The sequence below is a fragment of the Ensifer sp. LC384 genome, from assembly GCF_001695865.1.
Classification (GTDB): Bacteria; Pseudomonadota; Alphaproteobacteria; order Rhizobiales; family Rhizobiaceae; genus Ensifer.
In genome coordinates, this window is the sequence record NZ_MBST01000023.1 from 57,512 (window position 1) to 83,244 (window position 25,733).

Genomic DNA, 25,733 nt, shown 5'->3' on the forward strand with positions numbered 1-25,733 from the left:
ATTCATGACCGAGAACAACAACGGCAAGGCTCATTCCGCGCTGACGGAACTCGCGACCTTCGTCACCACCGACATCGCCGGCATCACCCGCGGCCGCAGCTTCGCCGCCTCGCAGATCGACGACTATCTGCGCAAGGGCGTCGGCTGGGTGCCGGCCAATCTGGCGCTGACGCCCTTCGACCAGATCGCCGAGAACAATCCCTGGGGCTCGGCCGGCGACCTCCGACTGATGGCCGACCCCGCCAGCAAGGCGCGCATCACCTGCCTGCCCGACGTCACGCCGCTGCATTTCTATCATTCCGATATCACCGACCTCAAAGGCGACCCTTGGGAGTGCTGCGTACGCAGCTTCCTCAAGCGCACGCTTCAAGAGTTCGAGCGCGAGGCCGGCCTGAAAGTCATCTCCGCCGTCGAGCAGGAGTTCCAGCTTCTCGGCGTCGACTGGCCCGACGCGCCGTCCTTCGGCCTGCGCGCCCAGCGCCGTGCCGAACCCTTCGGCCCGCTGTTGATGGCGGCGCTGCAGGAAGCGGGCGCCGACCCGGAAATGTTCCTGCCGGAATACGGCAAGGACCAGTTTGAGATCACCTGCCGCCCGGCGGATGCGCTGACCGCGGCCGATCGCGGCGCGACGATCCGCGCCGTCACCAAGGAAGTGGCCGCCCTCTTCCGCTGGAACGCCAGCTTCGCACCGAAGACGAGTGCCAACGGCGTCGGCAACGGCGTGCACCTGCATGTCAGCTTTACCGATCTCGACGGCAGCCCCGTCACCTTCGACGCCTCGCGCCCCGGTCGCCTGTCGAAGGTCGCCGGATCCTTCGCCGCCGGCGTCATCCGCCACCTGCCGGCGCTGACCGCCTTCACCGCCCCGTCGGTGCTGTCCTACATGCGCCTCGTTCCGCACCACTGGAGCGCTGCCTATACCTGCCTTGGCGAGAAGAACCGCGAGGCGACGCTCAGGATCTGTCCGACGCTCGACCTGCCCGGCAGCAACCCGGCCAAGCAGTTCAACATGGAGTACCGCGCCGCCGACGCCTGCGCCAGCCCGCACCTGTCGCTGGCCGTCCTGCTGAGGGCCGGTCTCGAAGGCATCAGGGCCGGCCTCGAACAGCCGCCGCTGATCAACTCGGATCCCTCCGATTTCTCCGACGAGGACCAGAAGAAGCTCGGCATCCGCCGCCTGCCTGCAAGCCTGCCGGAAGCGCTCGAAACACTTGCCGAAGACACGGTGGTGACTGGCTGGTTCGCCAAGGACTTCCTCGATTGCTACGTCGCGATGAAGCGCAAGGAAATCGAGATCGTCGATGGCCTCTCTCCCGACGAACTCTGCGCCCGCTACGCGGCCGTCTACTGATACGGATAGGCTCCCATGACTTCGACAACGGCCATCAAGAGCCCCGACCGACACGGACGGCACGACCCTCGCCAGCCGCTTCTGGCGATCGACGAGCCGCCGCCCTATGCGGTGTTCAATCCGGACGGAAAATCGCCGTTCCTGCTTTTATGCGAGCATGCGTCCAACCGCATGCCGCGTGCACTCGACGACATGGGCCTGCCCGAACACGAGCGCCGGCGCCATATCGCCTGGGACATCGGGGCCTTAGCGCTCGCTCAGCATTTGAGCCTCAGCCTCGACGCGCCGCTGTTCTTCACCAACTATTCAAGGCTGGTGATCGACTGCAACCGCCCGCTTTCGGCGCCGTCCTTCATTCCGCAAGTGAGCGAAACGACGGAGATCCCGGCAAACAGGGATCTCACTGAAGCGGAGCGAAAGCAGCGGATTGATACGCTGTTCACGCCCTTCGCCGACGCGGTTTCCCGACGCCTCGACCTGCTCGAAGCGAAAGGCGAGCGGCCGTTCGTCGTCGGCGTGCACAGCTTCACCCCGGTCTATTTCGGCAAGCCACGGCCGTGGCAGGCGGGTATTCTCTATCGTGACGCCGAGGCTTTCGCGCAGTCTTTGATCCGGGACTTGAGCACCGAAGAGCAGCTGACGATCGGCGACAACGAGCCCTACAATATTCATCCGGACGAGGACTATACAGTGCCGGTGCATGCCGACGCGCGCAAGCTGCCGGGCGTGCTGATCGAAGTCAGGCATGACCTGATCGATACCGATACCGGCGTCACAGCCTGGGGCGAGCGACTGACCCGTTGTCTCCAGACGAGTCTTGGGGAGTGCCGCCGGTGACCGAAGGCCTCTACGCCAGGGACGGACAGGCGATTGCCGGCCTGCAGAAGCTGCGTTTCTTTCCACTCGCCATCGCTGGCGGCCGCGGCGCACGCCTCATGGAGGAGAACGGTCGCGAGCTGATCGATTTTTCCGGTGCGTGGGGTGCTGCGAGCCTTGGCTATGGCCATCCCGCACTCGTCGAGGCCGTATCGCGGGCCGTCGCCAACCCGGCGGGCGCAAGCGTTTTGTCGGCGGCCAACGCACCGGCGACCGCTCTTGCGGAAAAACTGCTCAGCCTTTTCCCTGGCAAGGGACGAAACAAGGTCTGGTTCGGCCATTCCGGCTCGGACGCCAACGAGGCGGTCTTCCGGGCGATCGCGAAGGCCACCGGCCGCACCGGCGTCATTTCCTTTGTCGGCGCCTATCACGGCTGCACCACCGGCTCGATGGCCTTTTCCGGCCATAGCGTCCAGGCGGGCGCGGCCAAGGCGGAAGGCCTGATCCTGCTGCCCTACCCCGACCCCTATCGACCCTACCAGGGTGATGTCACCGGCGACGCGATCCTCGACCTCCTGAAACAGCGGTTCGCAACGACCGCGACCCCGGAACAGATCGGCTGCGCCTTCATCGAGCCGATCCAGTCGGACGGTGGGCTGATCGTGCCGCCGGAGGGGTTCTTCAAAAAATTCGCCGACCTGTGCCGGCAACACGGCATTCTCGTCGTCTGCGACGAGGTCAAGGTCGGGCTCGGCCGCAGCGGCAGGATGCATTGCTTCGAGCACGAGGACTTCGTGCCCGATATCCTGACGATCGGTAAAGGGCTCGGCGGCGGGCTGCCGCTTTCGGCAGCGATCGGCCCGGCCGAGATCATGGACTGCGCCACGGCCTTTGCGATGCAGACCCTGCATGGCAACCCGGTCTCGACGGCCGCCGGCCTTGCCGTGCTCGAAACCATCGACCGGGAGGGTCTGGTCGGGACCGCCCACCGAAAGGGCGAGCGCCTGCGCGAAGGCCTGCGCCACCTTTCCGGGCGCCACGCCCTGATCGGCGACGTGCGCGGACGCGGCCTGGCCTCGGGGGTGGAGCTGATTGCCGACCGCAACAGCCGGGCGCCGGCAGCGCGAGAAACCGCCAAGCTGATCTACCGCGCCTATGAACTCGGCCTCGTCGTCTATTATGTCGGCATGAACGCCAATGTGCTGGAAATGACGCCGCCGCTGACCATATCGGACACGGACATCGACCGGGCGCTCGACATCCTCGACCGCGCTTTGGGCGATGTCGCAGCCGGCCGCGTTTCCGACGCGGTGCTCGCCGACTTCGCCGGCTGGTAAGAGATCTCCGTCGGCGGGACTGCTCCCTACCAGCCCTCCTCCAGGACCCGTGTCAGCATGTCGGCGAAGAAGTCGGCGCTTTCCCGGCTGAGGCAGAGCGGCGGCTTGATCTTCAAGACGTTCAGATGGTCGCCGGTCGGCTGCATGATGACACCGAGTTCAAGGAGACGATCGCAGATGGCAGCGGTCTCTTCCGTTGCCGGTTCCAGCGTTTCGCGATCGCGGACGAACTCGACGCCGAGATAAAGCCCCATGCCGTGCACGGCGCCGACGAGCGGAAAGCGCTGTTCCAGCGCTTCGAGCCTCGTCTTGAGGTAGCCGCCGACGACACGCGCATTCTCCTGCAGTTTCTCCTCTTCGAGAAGATCGAGCACCGTGAGCCCAACGACGGAACTGACCGGACTGCCGCCAGACGACGAGAAGAAATAGCCTTCCTTCTCCAACGCGTCGGCAATCTCGCGCCGGGTGATGACGGCCCCGAGCGGATGGCCATTGCCCATGCCCTTGGCGACGGTGATAATATCGGGCACCACGCCCTGCTCCTCAAACCCCCAGAAATAGTCCCCGAGCCTGCTGTAGCCGACCTGCACCTCATCGGCGATGCAGACGCCGCCGCGCTGCCGGACCATGGCATAGACGGCGTCGAGGTAGCCTTTCGGCAGGGGAATGCCGCCGGCATTGCCATAGACCGGCTCGCAGATGAAGCCGGCAAGGCCTTGGCCCCCGTCCTCCAGTTCGCGCAGCTTGGTCGCCACCGATCGCACATAATTGTCGGTCGTGTCGGATCCCCGGAACGGGCCACGATAGGTATTGGGCGCCACCACCGCATGCACCCAGTCGGGACGGGTCTCGAGTGCCTGCGGATTGTCGGCGATCGAGGTCGAGACCGCGTCGCTCGCCACCGTCCAGCCGTGATAGGCTTCGAGCAGGCTGACGACGTTGCGCTGGCCGGAAAAGGCCCAGGCAAGCCGCAAGGCGAGATCGTTGGCTTCCGAGCCGCTGTTGACGAGGAAGACCGTATCGAGGCCATCAGGCGCCAGTGCTGCAAGCCGTTCGGAAAACTCGGCGACCGAGGCATAGTGGAAACGCGAATTGGTGTTGAGCAGCGACCATTGCCGGCCGACCGCGGCCGCCAGCCGCGGATGTCCGTGGCCAAGGATGGTGACGTTGTTGACCATGTCGAGATAGGCCCGGCCCTCGACGTCGAACAGGTGCTCCTTCCAGCCGCGCTCGATCTGCGGCGGCGTGCGGTAGTAGTTCTTCTGCGGCTTGGCGAAATGCTGCTGACGGCGATCAAGGAGGTCGGCAGCATGGGGCCTGGGCGCATCGCAGTCGAATCCGAGGATGCCTGATGGTGACGGGCAGAGCACGCGCCAGGCGTCCGCCTGGCGGGCCGGAGCAAACAGCGGTGGAATCAGCCCCGGCTCGCGGCAGAGCTGCACCCGCATCAGGCCGAGCCCGTGGCCGGCCTCGACCGCCACGCCGATCGGCATGCCGGCGGCGACGGTCTCATCCGTATCTTCAGGCGGCTCGAGACCGGAGAGGTGGAGAACCACTGAAGGACCGTTCAGGACCATCCGCCCGTCATGCCATTCGGTTCGGCCGGCAAAAGGTGCCCTGACGACGGTGCCGGTCGGCAGGCAGAGATCGACATGCAGCGCGAAGGTCGGCGCCGGCGTCGATGCCCGAAGCGTGCTCTCGGTCAGCCGATACTCGCCATAGCGGGTCGACGCCATGCCGATCGCATGCGCCGCCGTCTGCAGCAGCGAGGTTGGAAGGCCATCGTGCTGCCAGCGCTCCTCGGGAAGCAAGGGGCTCAGGATCGAAAGATCGATCTGGCGCACCCCGGCCGGCTCTATCTCGATGAGCAGTCCCTCGCCGACCACCGGCGTCGTCGCCTCCGGTGCCGCATCGACGGCACGCAAGATCGCATATTGCATCAGGGCCGGCCGCACGGAGACGGCAACGTCGAAGATCTCGCGCTCATGCGCGGCGTTGCCCTGCACATAGGCGTTGTCGGGGTCGATGGTGAGCTGCTGTTCGGAACTGGCGACCAGGACCGCGGCGCGCGCGACGATCAACGGCCACAACGCCTTCAGTTCGCTTTCCTCAAGCGGGCAGACCGCGTGAAAGGCCCGGACGGCCGGCAGAATGAAGAGAGGATCGCCATCGGCATGGTGCAGCAGCGAGGCGCAGGTGACCGCCAGTTCGGCGACGAGCCAGCCCTTCAGAATATCGCCGAAATCAATGACGCCATCCGGGATCGGTCTGCCGGCGGTATCCGGCTGACCAACGACATTGTCGTCGGTCACGTCGTGGTGGATGGCCTGGATGCGCAGATCGGCTGTCAGGGGTTGAAGCCGGCGCATGGCCCCGACCATGGCCTCGGCAATTCGTTTCTTCAGGCCCTCGTCGGTCATGGCGGCAAGCAGGTGCAGTGCGACCGGTGCGGCGTGCCGCAGGTCCCATTGCAGTTCACGGTCAAGGCCCGGATGATCGAAATCACGGAGCGCCACCGCCAGCCGCCCGGCGATGTCGCCGAGTGCAGCCACCGTTTCCGCCGCCAGATACTTGCGCCGCGTCAACGGCACGCCATCGAGATAGGTCAGCAGACGAACGCGATAGGCCTCGCCGCGCACCGTCACCTCGACGATGTCGTTGCCGTCGAGCGCGCGCACGACCTGCGACGCCCGCACCGAGCCGGCCTGGCGGGCGAGATGCAGCAAGGCGGCGCTCTGGGCCTGCAGCTCCTGCAGGTCATAGGCCGCCTGGCAGATCTTCAGCACGAACCGCGCCTCGCCGGTGTCGATCCGATAGTTGCGATCCTGCTGGCTTCCCAGTTCGGTCAAGGCGCCGGAGAGGCCGAAATGCTCCGAAAGAATGCGCGACGCGTCCTCAGACGTCACATCGGGCCTTGGCAGCTGCGTGCGAAGCTTCAGCGCGTCTTCAACCATAGTGTTGCCTTTCTCACATCCGGCACCATGCCAACTTCCGAATCGACCGAGCGGGTCTGCCGGCTATTGCGACACACCTTCAAGGCGATAACGCGTTCCAGGATAAAGAAGGCGCGCCGTCGTCACATTGGCAGTGTCGGACCAGGTGCGACGCCGGATCATCAGGCAGGGCTCGTTACGATCGATGCCGAGCAGCTTGCATTCCCAAGGTTGCGGCGAGACCGCCTCGACGATCTGTTCGGTACGGGTGATCGGTGCGACCGCCGTCAGATAGGCGTTCGGCGTCATGTCGCGAAAATCCTGCTCCATATATTTCGGGCAGATGGCCGGGTTGACGAACCGGTCTTCGATCTGGATCGGCAGGCCGTTTTCCGAATGGACCATGATCGAATGGAATACCCGGGCTCCCGTCGCAAGCCCGAGCGCATAGCCGATTTCCGAAGGCGCCACCTCTTCCTGCATCAGCGTCATGCGCGAGGTGTGCGCATGGCCGCGTTCACGGATCTCGTCGGCAATATTGCGCACCTCCAGAAGTGCGGTGCTGCCCTTGTGTGCCGCGACGAAGGACCCGACCCCCTGAACGCGGGTGATCGCGCCTTCGGTCGCCAGCTCTCGCAGCGCCCGGTTCGCAGTCATGCGGCTGACGCCGAGATCGGCGACGATCTCGTTTTCGGAAGGGATGCGGTGATGTGCCGGCCATTCCCCGCTGTCGATGCGGGTGCGGATGAACTGCTTCACCGCCTCGTAGCGTGGCACCGGTCCGTCCTCGAATGCGGCCATGTCGTTCCTTCGCCTGGGTGCCGTCATCAGCTCTTGCCCCGTCTTTTCCGGATAGCGAACAAATCATGCGCATCCGGCAATGATTCTTTTCGTTCATTTCGCGCTTGCGCGCCACCGTAAAATATCTATAGTTCCATATACAACTACGTACAGGAAAATCGCAACATGGCAACTTTTCCCGTCAACCGGCTCTTCGCCGACCATGCGCTTCTGCCTACCGGCTGGGCGCAGAATGTCGCCATTGCGCTCGACGCTTCGGGCGGGATCGCGTCCATCAAGGCCGACCAGCCGATCGCCGAAGGTGACGAACGCGTTGCCGGGCCGCTGATCCCCGCCATCGCCAACCTGCATTCCCACGCCTTCCAGCGCGCCATGGCGGGCCTCGCCGAGGTCGCCGGCAGCGGCGATGACAGCTTCTGGACCTGGCGGGAGGAAATGTATCGCACCGTCGGGCTCGTGAACCCCGACGATGTCGAGGCGATCGCCGCCAAGCTCTATATGGAGATGCTGAAGGGCGGCTTCGGACATGTCGCCGAATTCCATTACCTGCATCACACGGCCGATGGCACGCCCTATTCCGATTCGGCCGAGATGTCCCTGCGCATTCTTGCTGCCGCGCAGTCGACCGGCATAGGCCTCACCCATCTGCCGGTCTTCTATGCCCACGCCAATTTCGGCGGCGTCGCTCCGAATGCCGGCCAGCGCCCCTTCCTGCATGATCCCGATCGTTTCCTCGCACTGCTGGAGCGGCTGGCGCCGCTCTGCCGCGACAACGGCCAGACGCTCGGCTACGCCATCCATTCGCTGCGCGCCGCGACGCCGGAAGAGATGCGCACGATCCTCGAACAGGCCCCCGTCAACGGCCCGATCCACATCCACGTCGCCGAGCAGACTAAGGAAGTCGGGGACAGTCTCGCCTGGAGCGGTCGTCGCCCGGTTCAATGGCTGCTCGACGAGATGCCCGTCGACGAGCGCTGGTGCTTGATCCACGCCACCCATCTGACCGACGAGGAGAGACAGCGGCTGGCGCGGTCCGGCGCGGTCGCCGGCCTCTGCCCGGCAACCGAAGCCAATCTCGGCGACGGCATTTTTCCCGCCGTCGACTACATGGCCGAAGACGGCCGCCTCGGCATCGGCACCGACAGCCATGTGGCAACCAGCGTTGCCGAAGAGCTGCGGCTGCTCGAATATGGCCAGCGGCTGCGCGACCGCCGCCGCAACCGGCTTGCCGCCGGCCCGGGCGCCTCGGTCGGCCACACCATTTTCGATGCAGCCCTCAAGGGCGGAGCCCAGGCGGTCGGCCAGAAGACCGCAGGCATCTCGGTCGGCGCGCGTGCCGATTTCGTCGTGCTCGACGGCTCCAATCCGTACGTCGCCGCCGCAAGCGGCAATCAGATTCTCGACCGCTGGCTGTTTGCGCTCGGCGGCGAGACCGTGCGCGACGTCATGGTCGCCGGACAGTGGAAGATCCGCAACGGACGCCACCATCTGGAGGAAGACATCGACCGCGCCTTCGCGCGGGTGCTCATGAAACTGAAGTAGCAATCGAAGCGAATATCAAAAAAGGGGAATGCGCATGTCGATCAGCAAACTGAAACTCACCCTCGCCGCCACCGGCCTCGTGCTTGCCGCTTCCGCCGGCAACGCCAGTGCCTCCTATTGCGGCGACGGCAAGACCGTCACCTTCGCCGGCATCGACTGGGAAAGCGGCGCCTTCATCACCGAAGTGATGAAAACGATCCTGTCCAAGGGCTACGACTGCCAGGTGGATTCGATCCCCGGCAACTCGGTCACGCTCGAACAGGCGACCGCCAACAACGACGTCCAGATCTTCGCCGAGGAATGGCTCGGCCGCTCCGACATCTGGAACAAGGCCGTCGAGGAAAAGAAGGTCGTCGCCGTCGGCAAGACCTTTGTCGGCGCCAGCGAAGGCTGGTTCGTGCCGGAATACGTCATCAAGGGCGATGCCAGCCGCAACATCGAGGCCAAGGCCCCGGACCTGAAGAGCGTCTCGCAGCTTTCCGACGCCAAGATCGTTGAAATCTTCGCCGATCCGGAGGAGCCGTCCAAGGGCCGCTTCCTCAATTGCCCGTCCGGCTGGACCTGCGAAGGCGTCAGCACCGCCAAGCTCGATGCCTACAAGCTCGGCGAGACCTATGTGAACTTCCGCCCCGGCACCGGCACAGCGCTCGATTCCGCCATCACCTCGGCCTATCTGCAGGGCGAACCGATCCTGTTCTACTACTGGTCGCCGACCGCGATCATGGGCAAGTTCAAGCTCGTGCAGCTTGAAGAGCCGGCCTACAGCGAAGCCTGCTGGAAGGAGCTTTCGAGCGCCACCGGCAAGCGCGATGAGGGCTGCGCCTTCCCGTCCGTCGACGTCTCCTACGGCGTCAACAGCACCTTCGCGCAGGAAGCCCCCGAGATCATCGCCATCCTGGAAAAGGCGACCTTCCCGCTGGAAGACGTCAACAGCAGCCTTGCCTACATGACCGACCAGAAGGTCGATGCGGTAGCGGCAGCGGCCGAGTTCCTGAAGACCAAGGGCGACATCTGGGGCAAATGGGTCTCCGACGAGGCCCGCGGCAAGATCGAAGCCAGCCTGAAGTAAAGTCCGTTCGGTCGGCCGGCGCGGGTCCGATGCGCTTCGCCTCTGTCCGAGACAGGGCGGCTCTGTCAGACCCGCGCCGGCCGCACCCTTCGACATCCCGAGGCAAGCGCCATCGGCGGCCGTATCGCGTCCGTCATGGCCCGAGCAAGGAACGACATCCGATGTTTCCGGATTCCCTCAATCTCTCCATCCGCGCGCCGGTGAACGAGTTCATCCAGACGCTGGTCAGCAGCTACGGCTGGGTCTTCAAGGCGATCAGCGCGGTGATTCTGAAAGCCGTGCTGTTCATCGAATGGATCCTGCGCGGCCTGCCCTGGTGGGTCGTCATCCTCGCCTTCATGGCGCTCGCCTGGCAAAGCTCCAAGCGCTGGACGCTGACGGTCGCCGTCGGTGCGCTGCTCTTCTTCGTCGGCGTGCTCGGTCTCTGGGACCTCACCATGCAGACACTGGCGCTGATGCTGATGGCGACACTGGTGTCGGTAGCCATAGGCGTGCCCATGGGCATTCTCGTCGCCAAGAGCCGGCTGGTGCGCAACATCACCCTGCCGGTGCTCGACGTGATGCAGACCATGCCGAGCTTCGTCTATCTGATCCCGGCGCTCATGCTCTTCGGTCTCGGCAAGGTGCCGGCGATCCTCGCCACCATCATCTATGCCGTGCCGCCACTGATCCGGCTCACCGACCTCGGCATCCGCCAGGTCGACCACGAGGTCGTCGAAGCGGCAACGGCCTTCGGCGGCAGTCCCAACCAGATCCTCTTCGGCGTCGAACTGCCCTTGGCGACGCCGACGATCATGGCTGGTCTCAACCAGACGATCATGATGGCGCTGTCGATGGTGGTCGTCGCCTCGATGATCGGCGCGCGCGGCCTCGGCGAACAGGTGCTGAACGGCATCCAGACGCTCGACGTCGGCAAGGGCCTGGAAGCCGGCATCGGCATCGTCATCCTCGCCATCGTACTCGACCGCATCACGCAAGGTTTCGGCAAGAGCCGGACGGAGGATCCCCGCAATGGCTGATATCGAGATCCGCAACGTCTACAAGATCTTCGGCCAGGACGCCAAGGCGGCGCTCGCCATGGCCAAGGACGGCCTCGACAAATCAGAGATCCTTGCCCGCTCCGGCTGCAGCGTCGGCCTCAACGACGTCAGCCTGACGATCGGCGCCGGCAAGATCTTCGTCATCATGGGCCTGTCCGGTTCGGGCAAGTCGACGCTGGTGCGCCACATCAACCGGCTGATCGAACCGACCAGCGGCCAGGTGGTGTTCGACGGCAGCAACATTCTCGAGCTCGACGCCAAGGCGCTCCGCACCTTCCGAATGCACCGCGTCAGCATGGTTTTCCAGAGCTTTGCCCTGATGCCGCACCGCACCGTGCTGCAGAACGTCGTCTACGGCCAGCGCGTGCGCGGCCTCTCCAAGGCCGACAGCCGCGACATCGGCATGAAATGGATCGAGACCGTCGGTCTTTCCGGCTACGATGCCAAGTTCCCGCACCAGCTGTCGGGCGGCATGAAGCAGCGCGTCGGCCTCGCCCGGGCGCTTGCCGCCGATACCGATGTCATCCTGATGGACGAAGCCTTCTCGGCGCTCGATCCGCTGATCCGCGCCGACATGCAGGACCAGTTGCTGCAGCTGCAGCAGAATCTTTCGAAGACCATCGTCTTCATCACCCATGACCTCGACGAGGCTTTGCGCATCGGCTCGGAAATCGCCATCCTGAAGGACGGTCAGGTGGTGCAGGTGGGAACGCCTGACGATATTCTCGACAAGCCCGCCAACGACTATGTCGCCCGTTTCGTCCAACGTCGCCAGGGAAGGCCGGAAGCGCATGACTGAAACCATCCCCCTTGATGGACCGGCGAGCTGGGAGGAAATCGCCGCGGTCGCAAACGGCGGTCGCCTGACGCTTTCCACCGCCGCCCGCGAGCGCATCGTCAAGGCGCGCGCCGTGGTCGAGGCGCTGGTCGATCGCGGCATTCGCGGTTACGGCATCAACACCGGCGTCGGCGCGCTTTGCGATGTCATCATCGACAGGGAAAACCAGGAAGCGCTGTCGCGCAACATCATCCTCAGCCATGCCTGCGGCGTCGGCGAACCGCTGGGGCGAGCCGAGGCACGGGCGGTGATGGCCGCCCAGATCGCCAACTTTGCCCATGGTTATTCCGGTGTTCGCATCGAGACGGTCGAGGCGCTCACGGCCCTGCTCAACGCCGGCCTCATTCCCAATATCCCCTCGCGCGGCTCGGTCGGCTATCTCGCCCATGCCGCCGCGATCGGCCTCGTGCTGATCGGCCATGGCCAGGTAAACGACGGCAAGCAAACCCTAGGCGGTGCCGAGGCGCTGCGACGGCTTGGGCTGCAGCCCCTGCGCCTGCAGGCCAAGGAGGGCTTGAGCCTCGTCAACGGCACGCCCTGCGCCACCGGCCTGGCAGCGCTGGCGCTGTCGCGCGCGCAAAAACTCTTTGCCTGGGCGGATGCGGCAGCGGCACTGACTTATGAAAACCTCGGCAGCCAGGCCAATGCCTTTGCCGCCGGCCCGCTGGCGCTGCGCTATTCTCCAGGACTGCAGGCGGTCGGCAAGACTATGCGCGACTTCCTGGCGGATAGCCCGATGCTGGCGGCAAGCGCCGGCATGCGCACGCAGGATCCCCTAAGCCTGCGCGCCGTGCCGCATGTGCATGGTGCGGCCCGCGACGCCTTCGACCATGTGGCCGAGGTGGTCAACCGGGAGCTTGCAAGCCTCACCGACAACCCCGCCGTATCCGGCACCCCGGAGGCGCCGGAGGTGCACTCGCAGGCCCATGCCGTGGGTGCTGCCCTCGGCCTTGCCATGGACAGCCTCGCGGTCGCCGTCGCCGAAGTTGCGGCCATATCCGAGCGTCGCATCGACCGGCTGGTGAACCCGCTCGTCAGCGGCCTGCCCGCCTTTCTCGCCGGCGACAGCGGCGTCTCTTCCGGCTACATGATCGCCCAATATACGGCCGCCGCCCTTGCCGCGGAAAATCGCCGGCTGGCAGCGCCCGCAAGCCTTGATGGCGGCATCACTTCGGCGCTGCAGGAAGATATCCTGACACATGCCACGCCCGCCGCCTGGAAGGCGCTGGCCATCGTCGACAACCTCGAGCGCATCCTCGCGATCGAGCTTCTGGCCGCCGCCCAGGCCTACGACCTGCAGCCGCGCACAAACGCCAAGGCGAAACGCACCGGGGCGCTCTACCAGCGCATCCGGACCGCCATTCCCGCCTATGCCGACGACCGGCCGATGAACGAGGATTTCGACCGCATGCGGCTCGTCATTCAGGAAAGCACGCCATGAAGTTCCTGCCCGCTTCCGGCCACAAGCGCATGCCCTGGAAAAACGGCGGCGGCGAAACCATCGAGATATCAGTCTTTCCGGACGGTGCGTCACTTTCGGAGTTTGACTGGCGGGTGAGCATGGCGACCGTCGCAAGCGACGGCCCGTTCTCCGCTTTTCCCGGCATCGACCGCACGCTGTCGATCCTTAGAGGCAACGGCATGACGCTGCTGATCGACGGTCGCGACCCGGCCCGGTTGACCGAGGCGGATGCACCCCTTGCCTTTCCCGCCGACGTTGCCACTTCGGCCAGCCTGATCGACGGCAAGATCGTCGACCTCAATGTCATGACACGGAGAGGCAAGCTGACGCATCACGTGCGCAGGCTGGCGGTCGAGGGCGAGCATTCGCTGGCGAGCGAGGCTGCCACCGCCATGGTCTTTTGTCATCGCGGTGCGGTGACGCTGGACGCCAACGGGCAGATGCTTGCGCTTGCGGCCGGCGACGCCATGACGCTCTCCGGGCCGCTTGCCGTCACGTTGAAGGCGCCGGCGCCGTGCGAGCTGTTTTTCATCGAGATCGACACAGCGCGGGGCGTCTGACGCCGGAAACACCGCCGGCCTGCGCCCGGATCAGGTCCGGCGCAGATGCAGCAGCGAATAGGGCCGGCCGTCGTCATCAACAGGCGAACGGCCGGTGGTTTCAAATCCCAGACGGGCGTAGTAGCCTGCACCGGAACGATTCTGCTCGTTGACATCGACCGTCAGCACCGGATGCAGCGTGGCCGCATGTTCGACCAGCACGCGCCCGACACCGCCGCCGCGGGCCTCGGCATGGACGAACAGGGCGTCGATCCGCGCCTCGCTCATGCCCATGAAGCCAAGGGCGACATCGGCGGCATCGACAGCAATCCACAGCGCCGCCTGCGGCAGGTACTGGGTGGCGACCATCTCTTCGATGGCAGCGAAATCTTCGCTTGAGAGAAAGTCATGGGTCGCAACGACGGCGCTGCGCCAGATATCGAGCGTGCGCGGAAAATCGGCGGGACGGGAACAACGAATGGAAATCGTCATCTGAGAAATCACTATGAAATGGCCGTTCGCTTTCGTGAACCACTGACGAAGGCACGCCTGCTGGCGAGTGTCACAGGCGCAAACAGCAATGGGAGACAATAACGCCATCTCGGAACGCATGCGCATGGGCTCGCCACAATACGCACGAAAGCGAATTCTTCAAGCTGGCTGCCGCTCTTGCCTTCAACAAGGGCCCGCGCCAACCCCGTTCCCGTCTCACGCTATGGTGATCTCCACGTGCCGATCGGGCGATGGCCTTGCCGACAGCATTCTCCGTTCAGAAATCAGTAACCATACGGCGTGTTACCCGGGGAACAGCGCAGTCGACGCCACACGATAGTCTCCGTGCCACGGTTTGACAGTCTCCCATCGACAAACACAAGGCTTGGAGGATACGGGCATGATCAAGACCGGTTTCGGCGTTTCCATCACAGTGCTCGCCTTCTCGGTCGCAGTGATCGCCTTCATGCATGTTGCCCTGTCCCAATACCGCACGGATATCACCGCGCCCGATTACAGCGTGATCACCTCGTCGATCCACGAATAACCGCAGCCTCGCGCCGCCGTCTCCGTTCGCCGCCTGAGCGGCGCCGATATCAGCGGCATCGCCTCTCCGCCATTCGACACGGCCCTGTGGCCGACACCGGCGCAGTGAACGGCCGATTGGCGTGTTGGGAGACCCTCACCAACCCCTCCCCCTTGCCGACGTCGACAAAGACTTCCCTTCGCAAAACTTTGCTGCTTGGATGGAGCGCACGGCCGCTTCGTTGCCGATGCCCACCCATTGCCAGAGAGTTTCCGATGTCGAGCGATCATTCCCATCTCTGGCCCGGCGTTCCGCTTGCGCTCGGATCGGCGGTCCTCTTCGGCGCGTCGACGCCGCTTTCGAAGCTGCTGCTCGGCGCTGTCGATCCCTGGCTGCTTGCGGGCATGCTTTATCTCGGCGCCGGGATTGGCCTGGCGATCATCCACCGCGCCCGCGCTCTGGTCGGGCTTGATGGCGTCGAAGCGCCGCTGGCGCGCGCCGACATTCCCTGGCTGATGTCAGTCATCCTGTTCGGCGGCGTGCTCGGTCCGCTGCTGCTGATGTTCGGCCTATCCCAGACCACGGCCGCCTCCGGATCGTTGCTCCTGAACCTCGAGGGCCTGGCAACGATGGCCATCGCCTGGCTGGTGTTTCGCGAGAACGTCGATCGCCGGCTGCTGCTGGGTGCTGCAGCCATTCTCTGCAGTGCGGTCCTTCTGTCGTGGAACGGTGCGGGCCTGAGCCTCGATCGCGGCAGCCTGCTGATATCAGGCGCCTGCCTTGCCTGGGGCATCGACAACAATCTGACGCGAAAGCTTTCCTCCGCCGATCCCGTCCAGATCGCCATGATCAAGGGCTTGGCGGCCGGCGCCACCAACCTCGTGCTTGCCCTGTCGCTCGGCGCCTCGCTGCCGTCAGCCGGCCTCACCACTGCCGCAGCCCTCGTCGGCTTCCTCGGCGTCGGCATCAGCCTCGTCCTGTTCATGCTCGGCCTTCGCCATCTCGGCACGGCGCGAACCGGCGCCTATTTTTCGCTCGCCCCCTTCATCGGCGCGCTTCTGTCGATCGCCCTCTTCCGCGACACGATCACCCTGCAATTCCTCTCAGCCGGCCTCTTGATGGCCTTCGGCCTGTGGATGCACCTGGCCGAGCGCCACGACCACGAACACGCCCACGAGGCGCTCGAGCACGAACACGCCCATATCCACGACGAGCATCACACCCACAGCCACGACGGCCCGGTCACCGAGCCGCATTCCCACTGGCACCGGCACGAACCGATGTGGCACAAGCATCCGCATTATCCTGACCTGCACCATCGGCATCGTCATGGGTGATCGGCGTCGAACTACGTCGACATGGTTGCGCTCTGTCAAGAGCCCGGTGTCTGCCTCCACGCGAGGTGCAGAACGTCGAATATGAGTCGTTCGACATCGCTGTGCCCTTCCTCACCCTCTTGTCCGTGCAGCCGACTCAGCAGATTGTTGGCCGCACATCGCACATTGGAGCCAGCGAGCCGAATGGAGCCTCTCTCTATCGACGGTCGAGCTACATTGCTACCTTGGGTGACGCTGCCCTACCCTGTCACCATCGATGAGTTCACTTTTAGACCGGTTCATATTCAGGCTCTCGGGGAGTTGGTGCATGATACAGTGGCGCAGCGCTTAGCAGCCATAATCTCGGCTCACGTCGATCAACGAGGAGTGCCGTTGCAGCAATGTACCCTATTGATACGAGAGGGTGCGGCAGAGCCTTGGAACGTAGAGCTGGATGCTGCTGCTCAGGGCGCAACGCGAATTTTGGCCATCGCCTGCCTCTCGGAGCAGCGCCTTATGGCGCGATTTTTCCCGCACTTGAACGCGACGATGTTTAGATTGGAAAGTTTCGCGATTTCGTCGAGACATGAGCATTTAGCGCTGCACTATCCGAGGCGAGGCGGCTCGCTACTAGTCGGTGGATACCGCTTCGGTCAGGTGATGTTCCAACAACCCTTCCAGATCGAGGCAACAAGCTGCGAACGTGTAAATGAAGCGTTGGCATGCGCGATTTCCGATGCCGAGACGCAAGCTCCAGAAATCGCCGAGCGCATCCACACTGCGCTCGAAGTTTTTCTTCTGGGGCATTCAGAAACGCCAGACTTGGCGACATCAACGTGCGTCATGCTCTCAGCTATTGCGTTCGAGAAGCTGCTTGGCCCCTTTCCCGGCAAACAAGTCGCGCTGCTGCTGGCAGATGCCGTGACGAAGCTTTGGGCACCATATGCAGACCGATCAATTGCGCAGTCGCGCACCGTAAGAAGGGATCCGGCTTTCCCTGATCAACTGCAATGGCCCGTACATAAAAAATGGGCAAAGGAACTATACGAAGCACGAAGCGCGTCGGTCCATGCTGGAGCGAAAACAAAATTCTCGGTGAATTGGGACCTCGGCCAGCATATGGTAGCCTCAGCTTACGCGTTTCCGCTGCTCATCAAACTCCTGCTTTGCGAAGCGGGCACATATGAGCTGCAAGATGACGACATCTCGGACTGCCAGGTATTCGACCATCTCTTGGACAGCGACTGGGGCAATGGCGCCGACAACGAACCCGAATGGGACTCGATTGTCGTGAGCGGCAGGCAAAGAGTAGGAATACGAACGACAATTCAGCGTATCATGCTTCGCGTGAAGTTGGATGCGACTGAGACCGATGACGCCGAATGACGTATTTCGGAAGAGCGCTCCCTCGCTTAGCAAAAGCCGATGTTAAAAATCAGAACGGCGCATCACGCAACAGCCGGGTCGGACAATGGAGAAATGGTAGCGGAGGAGGGATTCGAACCCCCGACACAAGGATTATGATTCCTCTGCTCTAACCTACTGAGCTACTCCGCCGGGTACCGCGTCAAGGCTTCGAAGGCGAAGCCGTTTTGACTGGACGGGCGGCTTATAAGGCCCGGTTCAGCCAAGTGTCAAGCCAAGTCGCGGGGAAAATGTGAAGTTTTCCCGCGCGATCGGAAATGTCTGCCTCAAGCCGCCGCGGGTGCCGCCAGAAGCACCTTCAATGCGGCTTCAGCACCGGCTTCGCGCTCGGATTTGCGGATGAAGCCGCCGCCATAGACGCGGGCGTCTTCGCCGACGCCGGAATAGAGCGCGCAGGCCTGGCCCGGCGCGATGCCGGCTTCGCCCTCGGCAAGCTCGACATAAAGACCCTCGGCGTCGCGCTTCAGGATGGCGGGTGCCGGCTGGCGGGTGGAGCGGACCTTGGCGAAGCAGTCGAAGCCTTCAGCTGCCACGACTTCGAGATCTTCGTCGCCCAGCCAGTTGACGTCGCGCAGGTAAACCCGGCGCGTTTCCAGCGCTTCCTTGGGGCCGACGATGACGCGGCGCGAGCGGGCGTCGAGATAGACGACATAGAGCGGCTCGCCGGTGGCGATGCCGATGCCGCGGCGCTGGCCGATGGTGTAGTGCAGGATGCCGTCATGGCTGCCGAGCACGCGGCCGTCGAGATGCACGATCTCGCCGGCAAGCGCCGCATTCGGCTTCAGCTTCGAAACGATATCGCTGTACTTGCCCTGCGGCACGAAACAGATGTCCTGGCTGTCGGCCTTCTGGGCGACGACAAGGCCCATTTCCTCCGCCAGCACCCGCGTCTCGGCCTTGGAGAGGTGGCCGAGCGGGAAGCGCAGATAGTCGATCTGCTCCTGCGTGGTGGCAAAGAGGAAATAGCTCTGGTCGCGATCGGCGTCGGTCGGGCGATAGAGCGCCCGCTGGCCGGCATAGCGCGGGTTCGGGCTCGGCCGCGAACGGATGTAGTGGCCGGTCGCCAGCGCATCGGCACCGAGCTCCTTGGCGGTCGCCAAGAGATCGGCGAACTTGACCGTCTGGTTGCAGGCAACACAGGGGATCGGCGTTTCGCCGGCGACATAGCTTTCGGCAAACGGGTTGATCACCGTTTCGCGGAAGCGCGCTTCGTAATCGAGCACGTAGTGCGGGATGCCGAGCGTTTCGCAGACGCGGCGCGCATCGTCGATGTCCTGGCCGGCGCAGCAGGAGCCGGCACGGTGCACGGCGGCGCCATGATCGTAAAGCTGCAGCGTGATGCCGAGAACATCGTAACCCTCGCGTTTGAGCAGGCCGGCGACGACGGAACTATCGACACCGCCGGACATGGCGACGACGACACGCGTATCTTCGGGCTTGCGGTCAAAATCGAAACTATTCACGGGATCCAATCCGGCCTTCGGGTGGCGGCGACAGCGCTCGCCCCTGTTTCACGCTTCATGCGATGCAATGCCGGGCAAATAGCGCGCGGCCCGCTCTCGCTTCTACGGCGCCGCGCGTCTTATCAGTCGCGCAAAGATCGCTGTAGCACTAAAATTTCCAGAACATCTTCTCCGCTTCCTGCGGTTCCACTTGAAAGCGGGATGCTCCAAAGCGCGTCGCGATCCCAAGGATTCGCCTGTTGCGCTTTACGTTCTTGTCTTTGGGCGTGTCGTTATCACAAAACCGCTGCGCATCTTTGCGCGACATGCACTCGTCGCCGACATATAGAAACTTGTCCGCCCGGCGGCAAGGGCGGCGTCATGGCGCAAGGCCGGCCGCGGCGGGCCCGTCTCAGATCAGTTTCAGCCGCATGGCGCGGGCGATCGCCTGCATGCGGTTGACGGCGTCGAGCTTGCGGGTCGCGCTCTTGAAATAGCTGCTGACCGTATAGGTAGAGATGCCGAGAATGATGGCGATCTCGTCGCTGCTCTTGCCGGCGGCCGCCCAGCGCAGACATTCGATCTCGCGGCTCGACAGCTTTTCACGCGCCGAGCTGCCGGTGTCGAAGGTGCGCTCGAGGCATTCGAACAGCTGAACGAGGGAGAGATACAGCGTCGCCTGCTCGACGCCGACCGGCGGCTCCCGCCGCCCGGACAGCATGGCGACGAAGGGGTCGCCGCTGCTGGTGTGCAACTGGACGGCGAAGTGACGCGCCATTTCGGGATGGGCAAGTAGCCGGTGCACCATCGCCTCGTCGGCTGGCTTGCCGGCGGCGTCGAGCAGCTCGGCGCCGCCGGTCACCGGCAGCTTGGTGCCGCGCAGGCGCTCGACCAGCACGCTCGACTGAAAGGTCTCGCAGGCGTCGTATTGGCGCACCAACTCGGACGGCCAATTGCTCAGCACCAGGCGTTCTGAAAAGCGCTGCTGCTCGGCCAGCGGCAGGCGCGCGATCATGAAATGGCCAAAACCGTAACGCGCGATCAACCGCCGCATCAGATGCAGAAGCTCGTATTCGGTGCGGACGGCAGCCGTATCGATTTCGGAAATCATCTCCGCCGTCTCAGCCTCGCGCAGCAAGGCTGGGTCATTCGATTCCTTCATCTCTGATCACCACATCACCAGTGCCAACGCGCCTGGTCGAGAGAATACAACGGCCCCGAAAATCATCCGGCGCATGAACTTCACCCGGCAGCCAGAATACAGCCACCCCCTCCGGCATGCCCGCGAAAGCAACGCGACCGGTTGTGAAAATATGACGATGCACCAAGAATGAATCGGGAGCGCACAAACGTCGCTCATCCTTTATTTCGGCGCCTCGTTACCAAGAATTTTAGTTAAAGTGAAATGTGGTAATTGCATGGCTCCCATGTAAAATCCGCGATAATCCAGAGCTTTCCGGACAATAAGGCGGCTATTGTCGAGCGCGACAGGCGTCGCGATCGCCGGCGGGACGTTGCGGAAGTGATCGAGGGAGTGTGCGGAAGTATTTAAAATTATGAGCAAATCGTTACTGACGGCTTAGGCAAATGTTAAATGTGGCGGGCTAAGGTCAGGCTCATATGGTCTTGAGTTTGTGTAGAGAGTCCCATGACCGAAATGATGCGACCACGTGTAAAATATGTCATCGGCCCCGATGGCAGCCCTCTGACGATTGCGGATCTGCCGCCGGCGAATACCCGGCGCTGGGTTATCCGCAGGAAGGCTGAGGTGGTTGCCGCTGTCCGCGGCGGCCTTTTGAGCCTTGAGGAAGCGTGCGAACGCTATACCCTCACTGTCGAGGAATTCCTTTCCTGGCAGTCCTCCATCAACGATCACGGTCTGGCCGGCCTGCGCACGACACGCATCCAGCAATATCGCCACTAAAAGCCCCCGACAGGGCCATAGGTTGAACGGCGGCCCCGGGATTTCCGGTGGCCGCCGTCTTCGTCTTTTCCATCGCCCGCCTCGCCTGCCAAAAGGCACCATTTCGGCGACAGTGCGTTTCCTCCCGTTTCCGCCAAACCGGTTTCGAACGCTGCAGTCATGCGATAGCATCGTCGGCAACACGCAAACGTTGAATGTGAAGGGATGCTGAGATGGATATCGCCCATGAAGAGACCGGGTCGCACGGCCGCTACTCGACATCAGTCGAGGGATATACCGGCGAGATGACCTATTCTCGGTCATCGCCGAAACTGATCATCGTCGATCACACCCTGGTTCCCGACGAGCTGCGCGGCAAGGGCGTCGGCCAGGCGCTGGCAAAACATGCGATCGACGAAGCGCGCAAGGGCGGCTGGAAGATCATCCCGCTCTGCCCGTTCATGCGCGCGCAGGCGCTGCGCCACCCCGACTGGCAGGATGTGATCCAGGCCTGAGTTGGCCGCCGTCACGAAAGCGCGTCGCGGTCTCCAGGATTGACCTTTTGCGCTTTAGCTCTCGTTTTGCGCATGTCGTTGTCGCAAAACCGCCGCACACTTTTGCGCGACATGCTTCACGCAGTTCCGAAATGGGAAAACCCGCCCGACAGCTGGCTGTCAGGCGGGTTTTTCATAGCTGTGACAATCGTGCCGGATCGGGCCATGCCAGAGGCATCGCCCGACAAAGAATGAAAATCGTCTGCCTCGAAACGACCTACAGGCTTACGCCCTAAGACGCGTCGTTGTGTCCCGTTCCTCGAGCGCCGCCGCCTTCGCATATTCGGCCTGCACTTCTTCGAGCGCGAGTTCGGCAGCGTCCTGCTGCGCCTTCAGCTCACGAATGGAGACCTGAAGATTGTCGGCTCTTTGACGAGCAGCCTTGGCGAAAGTGGGATAGGCAAAATGCGAGGGATCGGAAATGCCCGACTTCTTTTCCTCGAAAACAATCTGATTTTCCAGATCCTTGGTCATCCGTTCGAACTCAGCCATCATCATCTGAAGCTGGCTCAGCTGACGCTGCTTCTCCCTGACCTGAAATTCCTTCAGGCGGACAAGGCTCTCACGTGCTTTCATACGCAATACTCCCGTGGATAACGAGACCCCGGTTACTGATTTGGCCCGTCGAGCCTGCCCCAACAGACAGAAAACGAAAAATCGACAGCGATATTAACAAAAGCCTACCGCTGGTAACCTTTCGTTTACGGGCATCGTTAATCATAGGCGTGATGATTTAAGGCTCCGTAAATACTGAGGCACGAAATATGACGGCCCCGGCATTAACGAGTCAGAAGAGTCAGATAGCGGCATTTCCTCATGTTTCGTATGAAAAGTGCCGTTTTGGATTCACGTTTGAAATCAGGAGACTGCTAAAAATATTTAACAATCTCGATACACCTTGCCAGAGTGAATCAGAATTTGTTAACCATTTGATGGCAGCCTCCAAATCAGGCAACGACTGGATCCGTATCGCGTAAGGGGGCCACGATGACCTTGGGCGGCGGAAAAGGGGAAGAATATGCGGGTTCTACTAATTGAAGACGACAGCGCAACGGCTCAGAGCATTGAGCTGATGCTCAAGTCCGAGAGTTTCAACGTTTACACCACCGATCTCGGTGAAGAAGGCGTCGATCTCGGCAAACTCTACGACTACGACATCATCCTTCTCGACCTCAACCTTCCGGATATGTCCGGTTACGAGGTCTTGAGAACGCTGCGTCTTTCCAAGGTGAAGACGCCAATCCTCATTCTGTCGGGCATGGCCGGGATTGAAGACAAGGTTCGCGGCCTCGGCTTTGGCGCCGACGACTACATGACCAAGCCGTTCCACAAGGACGAACTGGTGGCGCGCATCCATGCGATCGTCCGCCGTTCCAAGGGTCATGCCCAGTCGGTCATCTCGACCGGCGAACTGATCGTCAATCTCGATGCCAAGACGGTGGAAGTCGGCGGACAGCGCGTCCACCTCACCGGCAAGGAATACCAGATGCTCGAGCTGCTCTCGCTGCGCAAGGGCACGACGCTCACCAAGGAAATGTTCCTCAACCACCTCTACGGCGGCATGGACGAGCCGGAACTGAAGATCATCGACGTCTTCATCTGCAAGCTGCGCAAGAAGCTTGCCAATGCTGCCGGTGGCGCCAACTACATCGAAACCGTCTGGGGCCGCGGCTACGTTCTGCGCGAGCCGGATGGTGCGGAATACGCCGAAACCGCCTGATTTTCAGGCTCTCTTCCGGGCGCGGCATGGACCCGCATATCCAGGCATGACGCCAACGGACAATTTTTGAACGAACCCGCCCTTCGAGGCGGGTTTTTTCGTTGCCGCCGACGCTTCGCCGTTCCCACCGGCGCAGTCCTGCTGTTCTGCTCTCGGCTACTGCATAATTCCTTAAATCGGAATCGATTTAAGGAGAAAATTATGCAGCAGGTTTAATGCGTTACAGCGTCCTTAGCGCGTCATATTTGACGCGCGGCGCTGTATCAGATGCTTCGTGGCGCTACCGGATCCTTATCGGGCAGACGGCGGCAGCGACACGTGGCGGAAGTGGCGACACCCACCTGCCCTCGGCCCTGGTCGCTGGCGCCACGCAAGACCGCGAAGGCGGGACAGCAAAAAGCCGCAGCAATTGCCGCGACTCGTTCAGATCCGATGCAGGTTGCGCTCGGCGTCAGGCCGCCATCGACTGGCTGGCAAAGACGCTTGTCAGGATCTTACGATCGAAGGGCTTCAGCAGGAAGTCATCGGCGCCGGCGCGCTTGCCCGCCATCATCTTCTTCAGGTCCGCCTCGACGACGCAATAGTAGATGCGCACCGATGCACCGTTCGGCAGCCGCCTGATATTGGCGATGAGATCGAGAGCGCCGTCCAAACCGGCATCGACGACGAGAATGTTCGGCAGCTCGGCTTCACAGCGCACCAGCGCCTCGAGCCCGCTCGGCGCTTCGTAGACAAGGAAGCCCATCCCGGACAGGATACGTTTCCCAACCTTCCGGACGACATCCGAGCCGTCGGCAATCATCAAGCGCCGCATGTCCAACTCCTTCATGACTTACCTACGCGCGTAGTCGCACGCTTGAAACAACCCTATACAAATTTGGCAAAGATTTCGTTACGGATCATCCTTACCACAGCCTTTCCGGCAGCTTTCAACGTGCTGAAAACATTAATTTTTCAGAGAGCGGTCCAGAAACTGGGAAAAGCAGGCGATCAAACTGCGGGCACACGAATGTCCGGCGCGGGGGCCATTGCCACGCCGCGCCGGACCTGTATCAAAACAGAATAAAGTCGTGCCGACCTTAAGCTTCAGCCGGCGTCATGCGCGCGGTGAAGATGATCTCTTCGCCGGTGGAAACCACGTCGATCGTCATGCCGGCTTCTTCGCCGAGCAGCACCGTGTAGTAGGGTTGGATCGAGTGTGCATCGACCGCTTCTTCCGGCGTGCCGGACAGAAGTTCGACCAGCCGCGGCGGCACGCGCATCATCCGGCCCTTGCAGACCAGCGTGAACACCGCATCAAGCTCGGGATTTTCGAGCGTGATGTCGATGACGCCGCCGCGCGGGATCGCGCCATAGGCGATGAGGAAGAGGTTCAGGAGCAGCTTGACCCGGTTCTTGGCGATGATGGCGCGCGGCCCGTGCCAGTTGACCTCGGTCTTCTTCTCGGCCGCAGCAAAATCCTTGGCCGCCTTTTCCGCTTCGCCGGTGTCGATCGATGCGCCGACCGAGCCGGATGCGCCGAAGGCGAGACGCGCGAACTTCAAGCGGACCGACGCATTGAGCGCGCTGGTGCGGATGAGGTCCATGGCGTCGGCATCGGCACCGCCCTCGTCGAGAAGTTCCAGGCCATTGTTGATGGCGCCGACCGGCGAGATAACGTCGTGGCAAACCCGGCTGCACAGAAGCGCAGCCAGATCGGGTCCCGTCAATGTCAGGTTCGGATTCGTTGCCATCGTCTTTCCTTGTTCGGTTCTATCGGCATGCCGACATGAGGCACGCGCTCGAGCAGAGCCGGTAATGCCTCAGGCGCACAGACGCAAGCCATGGGCTGCCCGGCGCAGCCGTTCATCAGTGGATCATAATGACACCACATTTGGTAAACCGATTGTTAAGACCATCGGTTCAAATTGCAGGGAAATGGTCCAGACCCCCGCTGGCCGCGCCATCACAGGCGATGCCGGCCACAGCAAACCCGCAAGCGAGTGATTTTCGCGCCTGACGGAGGAAACGATGCAGCAGATCATGAAGGCGGCCACGACGGCTGGCCGCGCTATCCTGGCGACGATGTTCCTGATGGCGGGCGCCATATCCGCCGCCCAGGCCCAGCAGGCAAACAACAGCCAGTATTCGATGCAGGAGATCGTCGACGCCGGTCACGGCTTCTTCGGTGAAACCTCGGGCGGTCTCGCCAAGGTGGTGGAGCGCGCCTTTGAGCGCTACGGCCTGCCGAACGGCTACATTCTCGGCCAGGAAGGCTCCGGCGCCTTCATCGCCGGCCTGACCTACGGAGAAGGCGAACTCAACACCAAGAATGCCGGACAGCACAATGTCTTCTGGCAAGGCCCGTCGCTCGGCATCGACTGGGGCGGCCAAGGCAGCCGCACCATGATGCTGGTCTACAACCTGCCGAGCGTGCCGTCGCTCTACAAGCGGTTCGGCGGCGTCTCGGGCTCGGCCTATGTCGTGGCCGGCGTCGGCATGACGGTGTTGACCGACGAACAGATCGTCGTCGTTCCGATCCGCACCGGCATCGGCGCCCGGCTCGGCGTCAATGTCGGCTATCTCAAGATGACGCAGAACCCGACCTGGAACCCCTTCTGACCCCAACGGCGGCGCGGCTTGCGCGA

General features: G+C 62.8%; 25 protein-coding genes and 1 tRNA gene. 16 read left to right on the forward strand and 10 right to left on the reverse strand.

Annotated elements, in window-relative coordinates; genetic code table 11:
• Positions 1-4 precede the first annotated feature (4 nt).
• From BC363_RS17965 to BC363_RS17975, 3 genes are read left to right on the forward strand one after another with little or no spacing between them, the layout of a single operon-like run.
• On the forward strand, positions 5-1,351 hold the full coding sequence (locus BC363_RS17965) for a glutamine synthetase family protein (RefSeq protein ID WP_065780874.1): 1,347 nt from the start codon (positions 5-7) through the stop codon (positions 1,349-1,351).
• Positions 1,352-1,366: 15 nt separating this feature from the next.
• Complete coding sequence (locus BC363_RS17970; RefSeq protein WP_065780875.1) at positions 1,367-2,188, forward strand: N-formylglutamate amidohydrolase; 822 nt, start codon at positions 1,367-1,369, stop codon at positions 2,186-2,188.
• A complete protein-coding gene (locus tag BC363_RS17975) occupies positions 2,185-3,504 on the forward strand; it encodes an aspartate aminotransferase family protein (RefSeq protein WP_065780876.1) in 1,320 nt (439 codons plus the stop codon). Before BC363_RS17970 ends, BC363_RS17975 begins: the two co-directional genes overlap by 4 nt.
• 26 nt (positions 3,505-3,530) lie before the next feature.
• Here BC363_RS17975 and BC363_RS17980 read toward each other — a convergent pair whose 3' ends face one another.
• Together BC363_RS17980 and hutC are read right to left on the reverse strand one after the other, a co-directional pair.
• Positions 3,531-6,458 (reverse strand): aminotransferase, encoded by a 2,928-nt coding sequence (locus BC363_RS17980; RefSeq protein WP_065780877.1) that lies wholly within the window; start codon positions 6,456-6,458, stop codon positions 3,531-3,533.
• 63 nt (positions 6,459-6,521) lie between these two features.
• Positions 6,522-7,265, reverse strand: coding sequence for a histidine utilization repressor (gene hutC / locus BC363_RS17985; RefSeq protein ID WP_065780878.1), 744 nt, complete (start codon positions 7,263-7,265; stop codon positions 6,522-6,524).
• Between the two features lie 138 nt (positions 7,266-7,403).
• Between hutC and hutF the strand changes: the two genes are divergently transcribed.
• The 6 genes from hutF (at position 7,404) to BC363_RS18015 (ending at position 13,749) form a co-directional block, all read left to right on the forward strand.
• The gene (hutF, locus tag BC363_RS17990; protein WP_065780879.1) at positions 7,404-8,780 is read left to right on the forward strand and encodes a formimidoylglutamate deiminase; all 1,377 of its coding nucleotides are present in this window, start codon (positions 7,404-7,406) and stop codon (positions 8,778-8,780) included.
• 34 nt (positions 8,781-8,814) lie between these two features.
• Positions 8,815-9,849: an ABC transporter substrate-binding protein gene (locus BC363_RS17995; protein ID WP_065781127.1), complete on the forward strand. Its 1,035-nt coding sequence runs from the start codon at positions 8,815-8,817 to the stop codon at positions 9,847-9,849.
• Positions 9,850-10,010: 161 nt separating this feature from the next.
• Entirely contained in the window at positions 10,011-10,868 is an 858-nt protein-coding gene (locus BC363_RS18000) for a proline/glycine betaine ABC transporter permease (protein WP_053249722.1), read from the forward strand.
• A complete protein-coding gene (locus tag BC363_RS18005) occupies positions 10,861-11,688 on the forward strand; it encodes a betaine/proline/choline family ABC transporter ATP-binding protein (RefSeq protein WP_065780880.1) in 828 nt (275 codons plus the stop codon). Before BC363_RS18000 ends, BC363_RS18005 begins: the two co-directional genes overlap by 8 nt.
• Entirely contained in the window at positions 11,681-13,168 is a 1,488-nt protein-coding gene (gene hutH / locus BC363_RS18010; protein WP_065780881.1) for a histidine ammonia-lyase, read from the forward strand. Before BC363_RS18005 ends, hutH begins: the two co-directional genes overlap by 8 nt.
• The gene (locus BC363_RS18015; RefSeq protein ID WP_065780882.1) at positions 13,165-13,749 is read left to right on the forward strand and encodes a HutD family protein; all 585 of its coding nucleotides are present in this window, start codon (positions 13,165-13,167) and stop codon (positions 13,747-13,749) included. The genes hutH and BC363_RS18015 overlap by 4 nt, the downstream gene beginning before the upstream one ends.
• Before the next feature lie 30 nt (positions 13,750-13,779).
• Here BC363_RS18015 and BC363_RS18020 read toward each other — a convergent pair whose 3' ends face one another.
• Complete coding sequence (locus BC363_RS18020) at positions 13,780-14,346, reverse strand: acetyltransferase (protein WP_348272158.1); 567 nt, start codon at positions 14,344-14,346, stop codon at positions 13,780-13,782.
• 274 nt (positions 14,347-14,620) lie between these two features.
• On the opposite strand from BC363_RS18020, the gene BC363_RS35505 reads away from it, so the two are divergent.
• The 3 genes from BC363_RS35505 (at position 14,621) to BC363_RS18030 (ending at position 17,448) form a co-directional block, all read left to right on the forward strand.
• Positions 14,621-14,767 carry a hypothetical protein gene (locus BC363_RS35505; RefSeq protein WP_167590805.1) on the forward strand — a complete coding sequence of 49 codons (147 nt, stop codon included), beginning with the start codon at positions 14,621-14,623 and terminating at the stop codon, positions 14,765-14,767.
• A 254-nt stretch (positions 14,768-15,021) separates the two neighbouring features.
• On the forward strand, positions 15,022-16,083 hold the full coding sequence (locus tag BC363_RS18025) for a DMT family transporter (protein ID WP_065780884.1): 1,062 nt from the start codon (positions 15,022-15,024) through the stop codon (positions 16,081-16,083).
• Positions 16,084-16,266: 183 nt separating this feature from the next.
• A complete protein-coding gene (locus BC363_RS18030) occupies positions 16,267-17,448 on the forward strand; it encodes a hypothetical protein (RefSeq protein WP_065780885.1) in 1,182 nt (393 codons plus the stop codon).
• A gap of 94 nt (positions 17,449-17,542) precedes the next feature.
• Here the strand turns inward: BC363_RS18030 and BC363_RS18035 are convergent.
• The 4 genes from BC363_RS18035 to BC363_RS18045 form a co-directional block, all read right to left on the reverse strand.
• Positions 17,543-17,619, reverse strand: a tRNA-Met gene (locus BC363_RS18035).
• Positions 17,620-17,753: 134 nt separating this feature from the next.
• On the reverse strand, positions 17,754-18,950 hold the full coding sequence (gene mnmA, locus BC363_RS18040) for a tRNA 2-thiouridine(34) synthase MnmA (RefSeq protein WP_065781129.1): 1,197 nt from the start codon (positions 18,948-18,950) through the stop codon (positions 17,754-17,756).
• Positions 18,951-19,098: 148 nt separating this feature from the next.
• The gene (locus BC363_RS35160; protein ID WP_161952474.1) at positions 19,099-19,257 is read right to left on the reverse strand and encodes a hypothetical protein; all 159 of its coding nucleotides are present in this window, start codon (positions 19,255-19,257) and stop codon (positions 19,099-19,101) included.
• 84 nt (positions 19,258-19,341) lie between these two features.
• Positions 19,342-20,091 (reverse strand): LuxR family transcriptional regulator, encoded by a 750-nt coding sequence (locus BC363_RS18045; protein ID WP_065780886.1) that lies wholly within the window; start codon positions 20,089-20,091, stop codon positions 19,342-19,344.
• Between the two features lie 486 nt (positions 20,092-20,577).
• On the opposite strand from BC363_RS18045, the gene BC363_RS18050 reads away from it, so the two are divergent.
• Complete coding sequence (locus tag BC363_RS18050; protein ID WP_003527546.1) at positions 20,578-20,853, forward strand: DUF1153 domain-containing protein; 276 nt, start codon at positions 20,578-20,580, stop codon at positions 20,851-20,853.
• A gap of 212 nt (positions 20,854-21,065) precedes the next feature.
• The gene (locus BC363_RS18055) at positions 21,066-21,347 is read left to right on the forward strand and encodes a GNAT family N-acetyltransferase (RefSeq protein ID WP_065780887.1); all 282 of its coding nucleotides are present in this window, start codon (positions 21,066-21,068) and stop codon (positions 21,345-21,347) included.
• A 264-nt stretch (positions 21,348-21,611) separates the two neighbouring features.
• Here the strand turns inward: BC363_RS18055 and BC363_RS18060 are convergent, their stop codons facing one another.
• Positions 21,612-21,962: a hypothetical protein gene (locus BC363_RS18060; protein WP_053249711.1), complete on the reverse strand. Its 351-nt coding sequence runs from the start codon at positions 21,960-21,962 to the stop codon at positions 21,612-21,614.
• A 442-nt stretch (positions 21,963-22,404) separates the two neighbouring features.
• Here BC363_RS18060 and ctrA point away from each other — a divergent pair, with 442 nt between their 5' ends.
• Positions 22,405-23,106 (forward strand): cell cycle two-component system response regulator CtrA, encoded by a 702-nt coding sequence (ctrA, locus tag BC363_RS18065; protein ID WP_025424706.1) that lies wholly within the window; start codon positions 22,405-22,407, stop codon positions 23,104-23,106.
• A gap of 451 nt (positions 23,107-23,557) precedes the next feature.
• Here the strand turns inward: ctrA and BC363_RS18070 are convergent, their stop codons facing one another.
• Both BC363_RS18070 and BC363_RS18075 read right to left on the reverse strand, forming a co-directional pair.
• A complete protein-coding gene (locus BC363_RS18070; RefSeq protein WP_065780888.1) occupies positions 23,558-23,920 on the reverse strand; it encodes a response regulator in 363 nt (120 codons plus the stop codon).
• 265 nt (positions 23,921-24,185) lie between these two features.
• Positions 24,186-24,839, reverse strand: a complete 654-nt coding sequence (locus tag BC363_RS18075; RefSeq protein ID WP_065780889.1) for a histidine phosphotransferase family protein — start codon at positions 24,837-24,839, stop codon at positions 24,186-24,188.
• Between the two features lie 277 nt (positions 24,840-25,116).
• Here BC363_RS18075 and BC363_RS18080 point away from each other — a divergent pair, with 277 nt between their 5' ends.
• On the forward strand, positions 25,117-25,707 hold the full coding sequence (locus tag BC363_RS18080) for an EipA family protein (RefSeq protein WP_083223385.1): 591 nt from the start codon (positions 25,117-25,119) through the stop codon (positions 25,705-25,707).
• Positions 25,708-25,733 lie beyond the last annotated feature (26 nt).

Coding starts and splice junctions, on each gene's coding strand:
- BC363_RS17965 (WP_065780874.1), top strand. CDS start 5: ATGACCGAGAACAACAACGGCAAGGCTCATTCCGCGCTGACGGAACTC.
- BC363_RS17970 (WP_065780875.1), top strand. CDS start 1,367: ATGACTTCGACAACGGCCATCAAGAGCCCCGACCGACACGGACGGCAC.
- BC363_RS17980 (WP_065780877.1), bottom strand. CDS start 6,458: ATGGTTGAAGACGCGCTGAAGCTTCGCACGCAGCTGCCAAGGCCCGAT.
- hutC (WP_065780878.1), bottom strand. CDS start 7,265: ATGACGGCACCCAGGCGAAGGAACGACATGGCCGCATTCGAGGACGGA.
- hutF (WP_065780879.1), top strand. CDS start 7,404: ATGGCAACTTTTCCCGTCAACCGGCTCTTCGCCGACCATGCGCTTCTG.
- BC363_RS17995 (WP_065781127.1), top strand. CDS start 8,815: ATGTCGATCAGCAAACTGAAACTCACCCTCGCCGCCACCGGCCTCGTG.
- BC363_RS18000 (WP_053249722.1), top strand. CDS start 10,011: ATGTTTCCGGATTCCCTCAATCTCTCCATCCGCGCGCCGGTGAACGAG.
- BC363_RS18005 (WP_065780880.1), top strand. CDS start 10,861: ATGGCTGATATCGAGATCCGCAACGTCTACAAGATCTTCGGCCAGGAC.
- hutH (WP_065780881.1), top strand. CDS start 11,681: ATGACTGAAACCATCCCCCTTGATGGACCGGCGAGCTGGGAGGAAATC.
- BC363_RS18015 (WP_065780882.1), top strand. CDS start 13,165: ATGAAGTTCCTGCCCGCTTCCGGCCACAAGCGCATGCCCTGGAAAAAC.
- BC363_RS18020 (WP_348272158.1), bottom strand. CDS start 14,346: ATGCGCATGCGTTCCGAGATGGCGTTATTGTCTCCCATTGCTGTTTGC.
- BC363_RS35505 (WP_167590805.1), top strand. CDS start 14,621: ATGATCAAGACCGGTTTCGGCGTTTCCATCACAGTGCTCGCCTTCTCG.
- BC363_RS18025 (WP_065780884.1), top strand. CDS start 15,022: ATGTCGAGCGATCATTCCCATCTCTGGCCCGGCGTTCCGCTTGCGCTC.
- BC363_RS18030 (WP_065780885.1), top strand. CDS start 16,267: ATGGAGCCTCTCTCTATCGACGGTCGAGCTACATTGCTACCTTGGGTG.
- BC363_RS35160 (WP_161952474.1), bottom strand. CDS start 19,257: ATGTCGCGCAAAGATGCGCAGCGGTTTTGTGATAACGACACGCCCAAA.
- BC363_RS18045 (WP_065780886.1), bottom strand. CDS start 20,091: ATGAAGGAATCGAATGACCCAGCCTTGCTGCGCGAGGCTGAGACGGCG.
- BC363_RS18050 (WP_003527546.1), top strand. CDS start 20,578: ATGACCGAAATGATGCGACCACGTGTAAAATATGTCATCGGCCCCGAT.
- BC363_RS18055 (WP_065780887.1), top strand. CDS start 21,066: ATGGATATCGCCCATGAAGAGACCGGGTCGCACGGCCGCTACTCGACA.
- BC363_RS18060 (WP_053249711.1), bottom strand. CDS start 21,962: ATGAAAGCACGTGAGAGCCTTGTCCGCCTGAAGGAATTTCAGGTCAGG.
- ctrA (WP_025424706.1), top strand. CDS start 22,405: ATGCGGGTTCTACTAATTGAAGACGACAGCGCAACGGCTCAGAGCATT.
- BC363_RS18070 (WP_065780888.1), bottom strand. CDS start 23,920: ATGCGGCGCTTGATGATTGCCGACGGCTCGGATGTCGTCCGGAAGGTT.
- BC363_RS18075 (WP_065780889.1), bottom strand. CDS start 24,839: ATGGCAACGAATCCGAACCTGACATTGACGGGACCCGATCTGGCTGCG.
- BC363_RS18080 (WP_083223385.1), top strand. CDS start 25,117: ATGCAGCAGATCATGAAGGCGGCCACGACGGCTGGCCGCGCTATCCTG.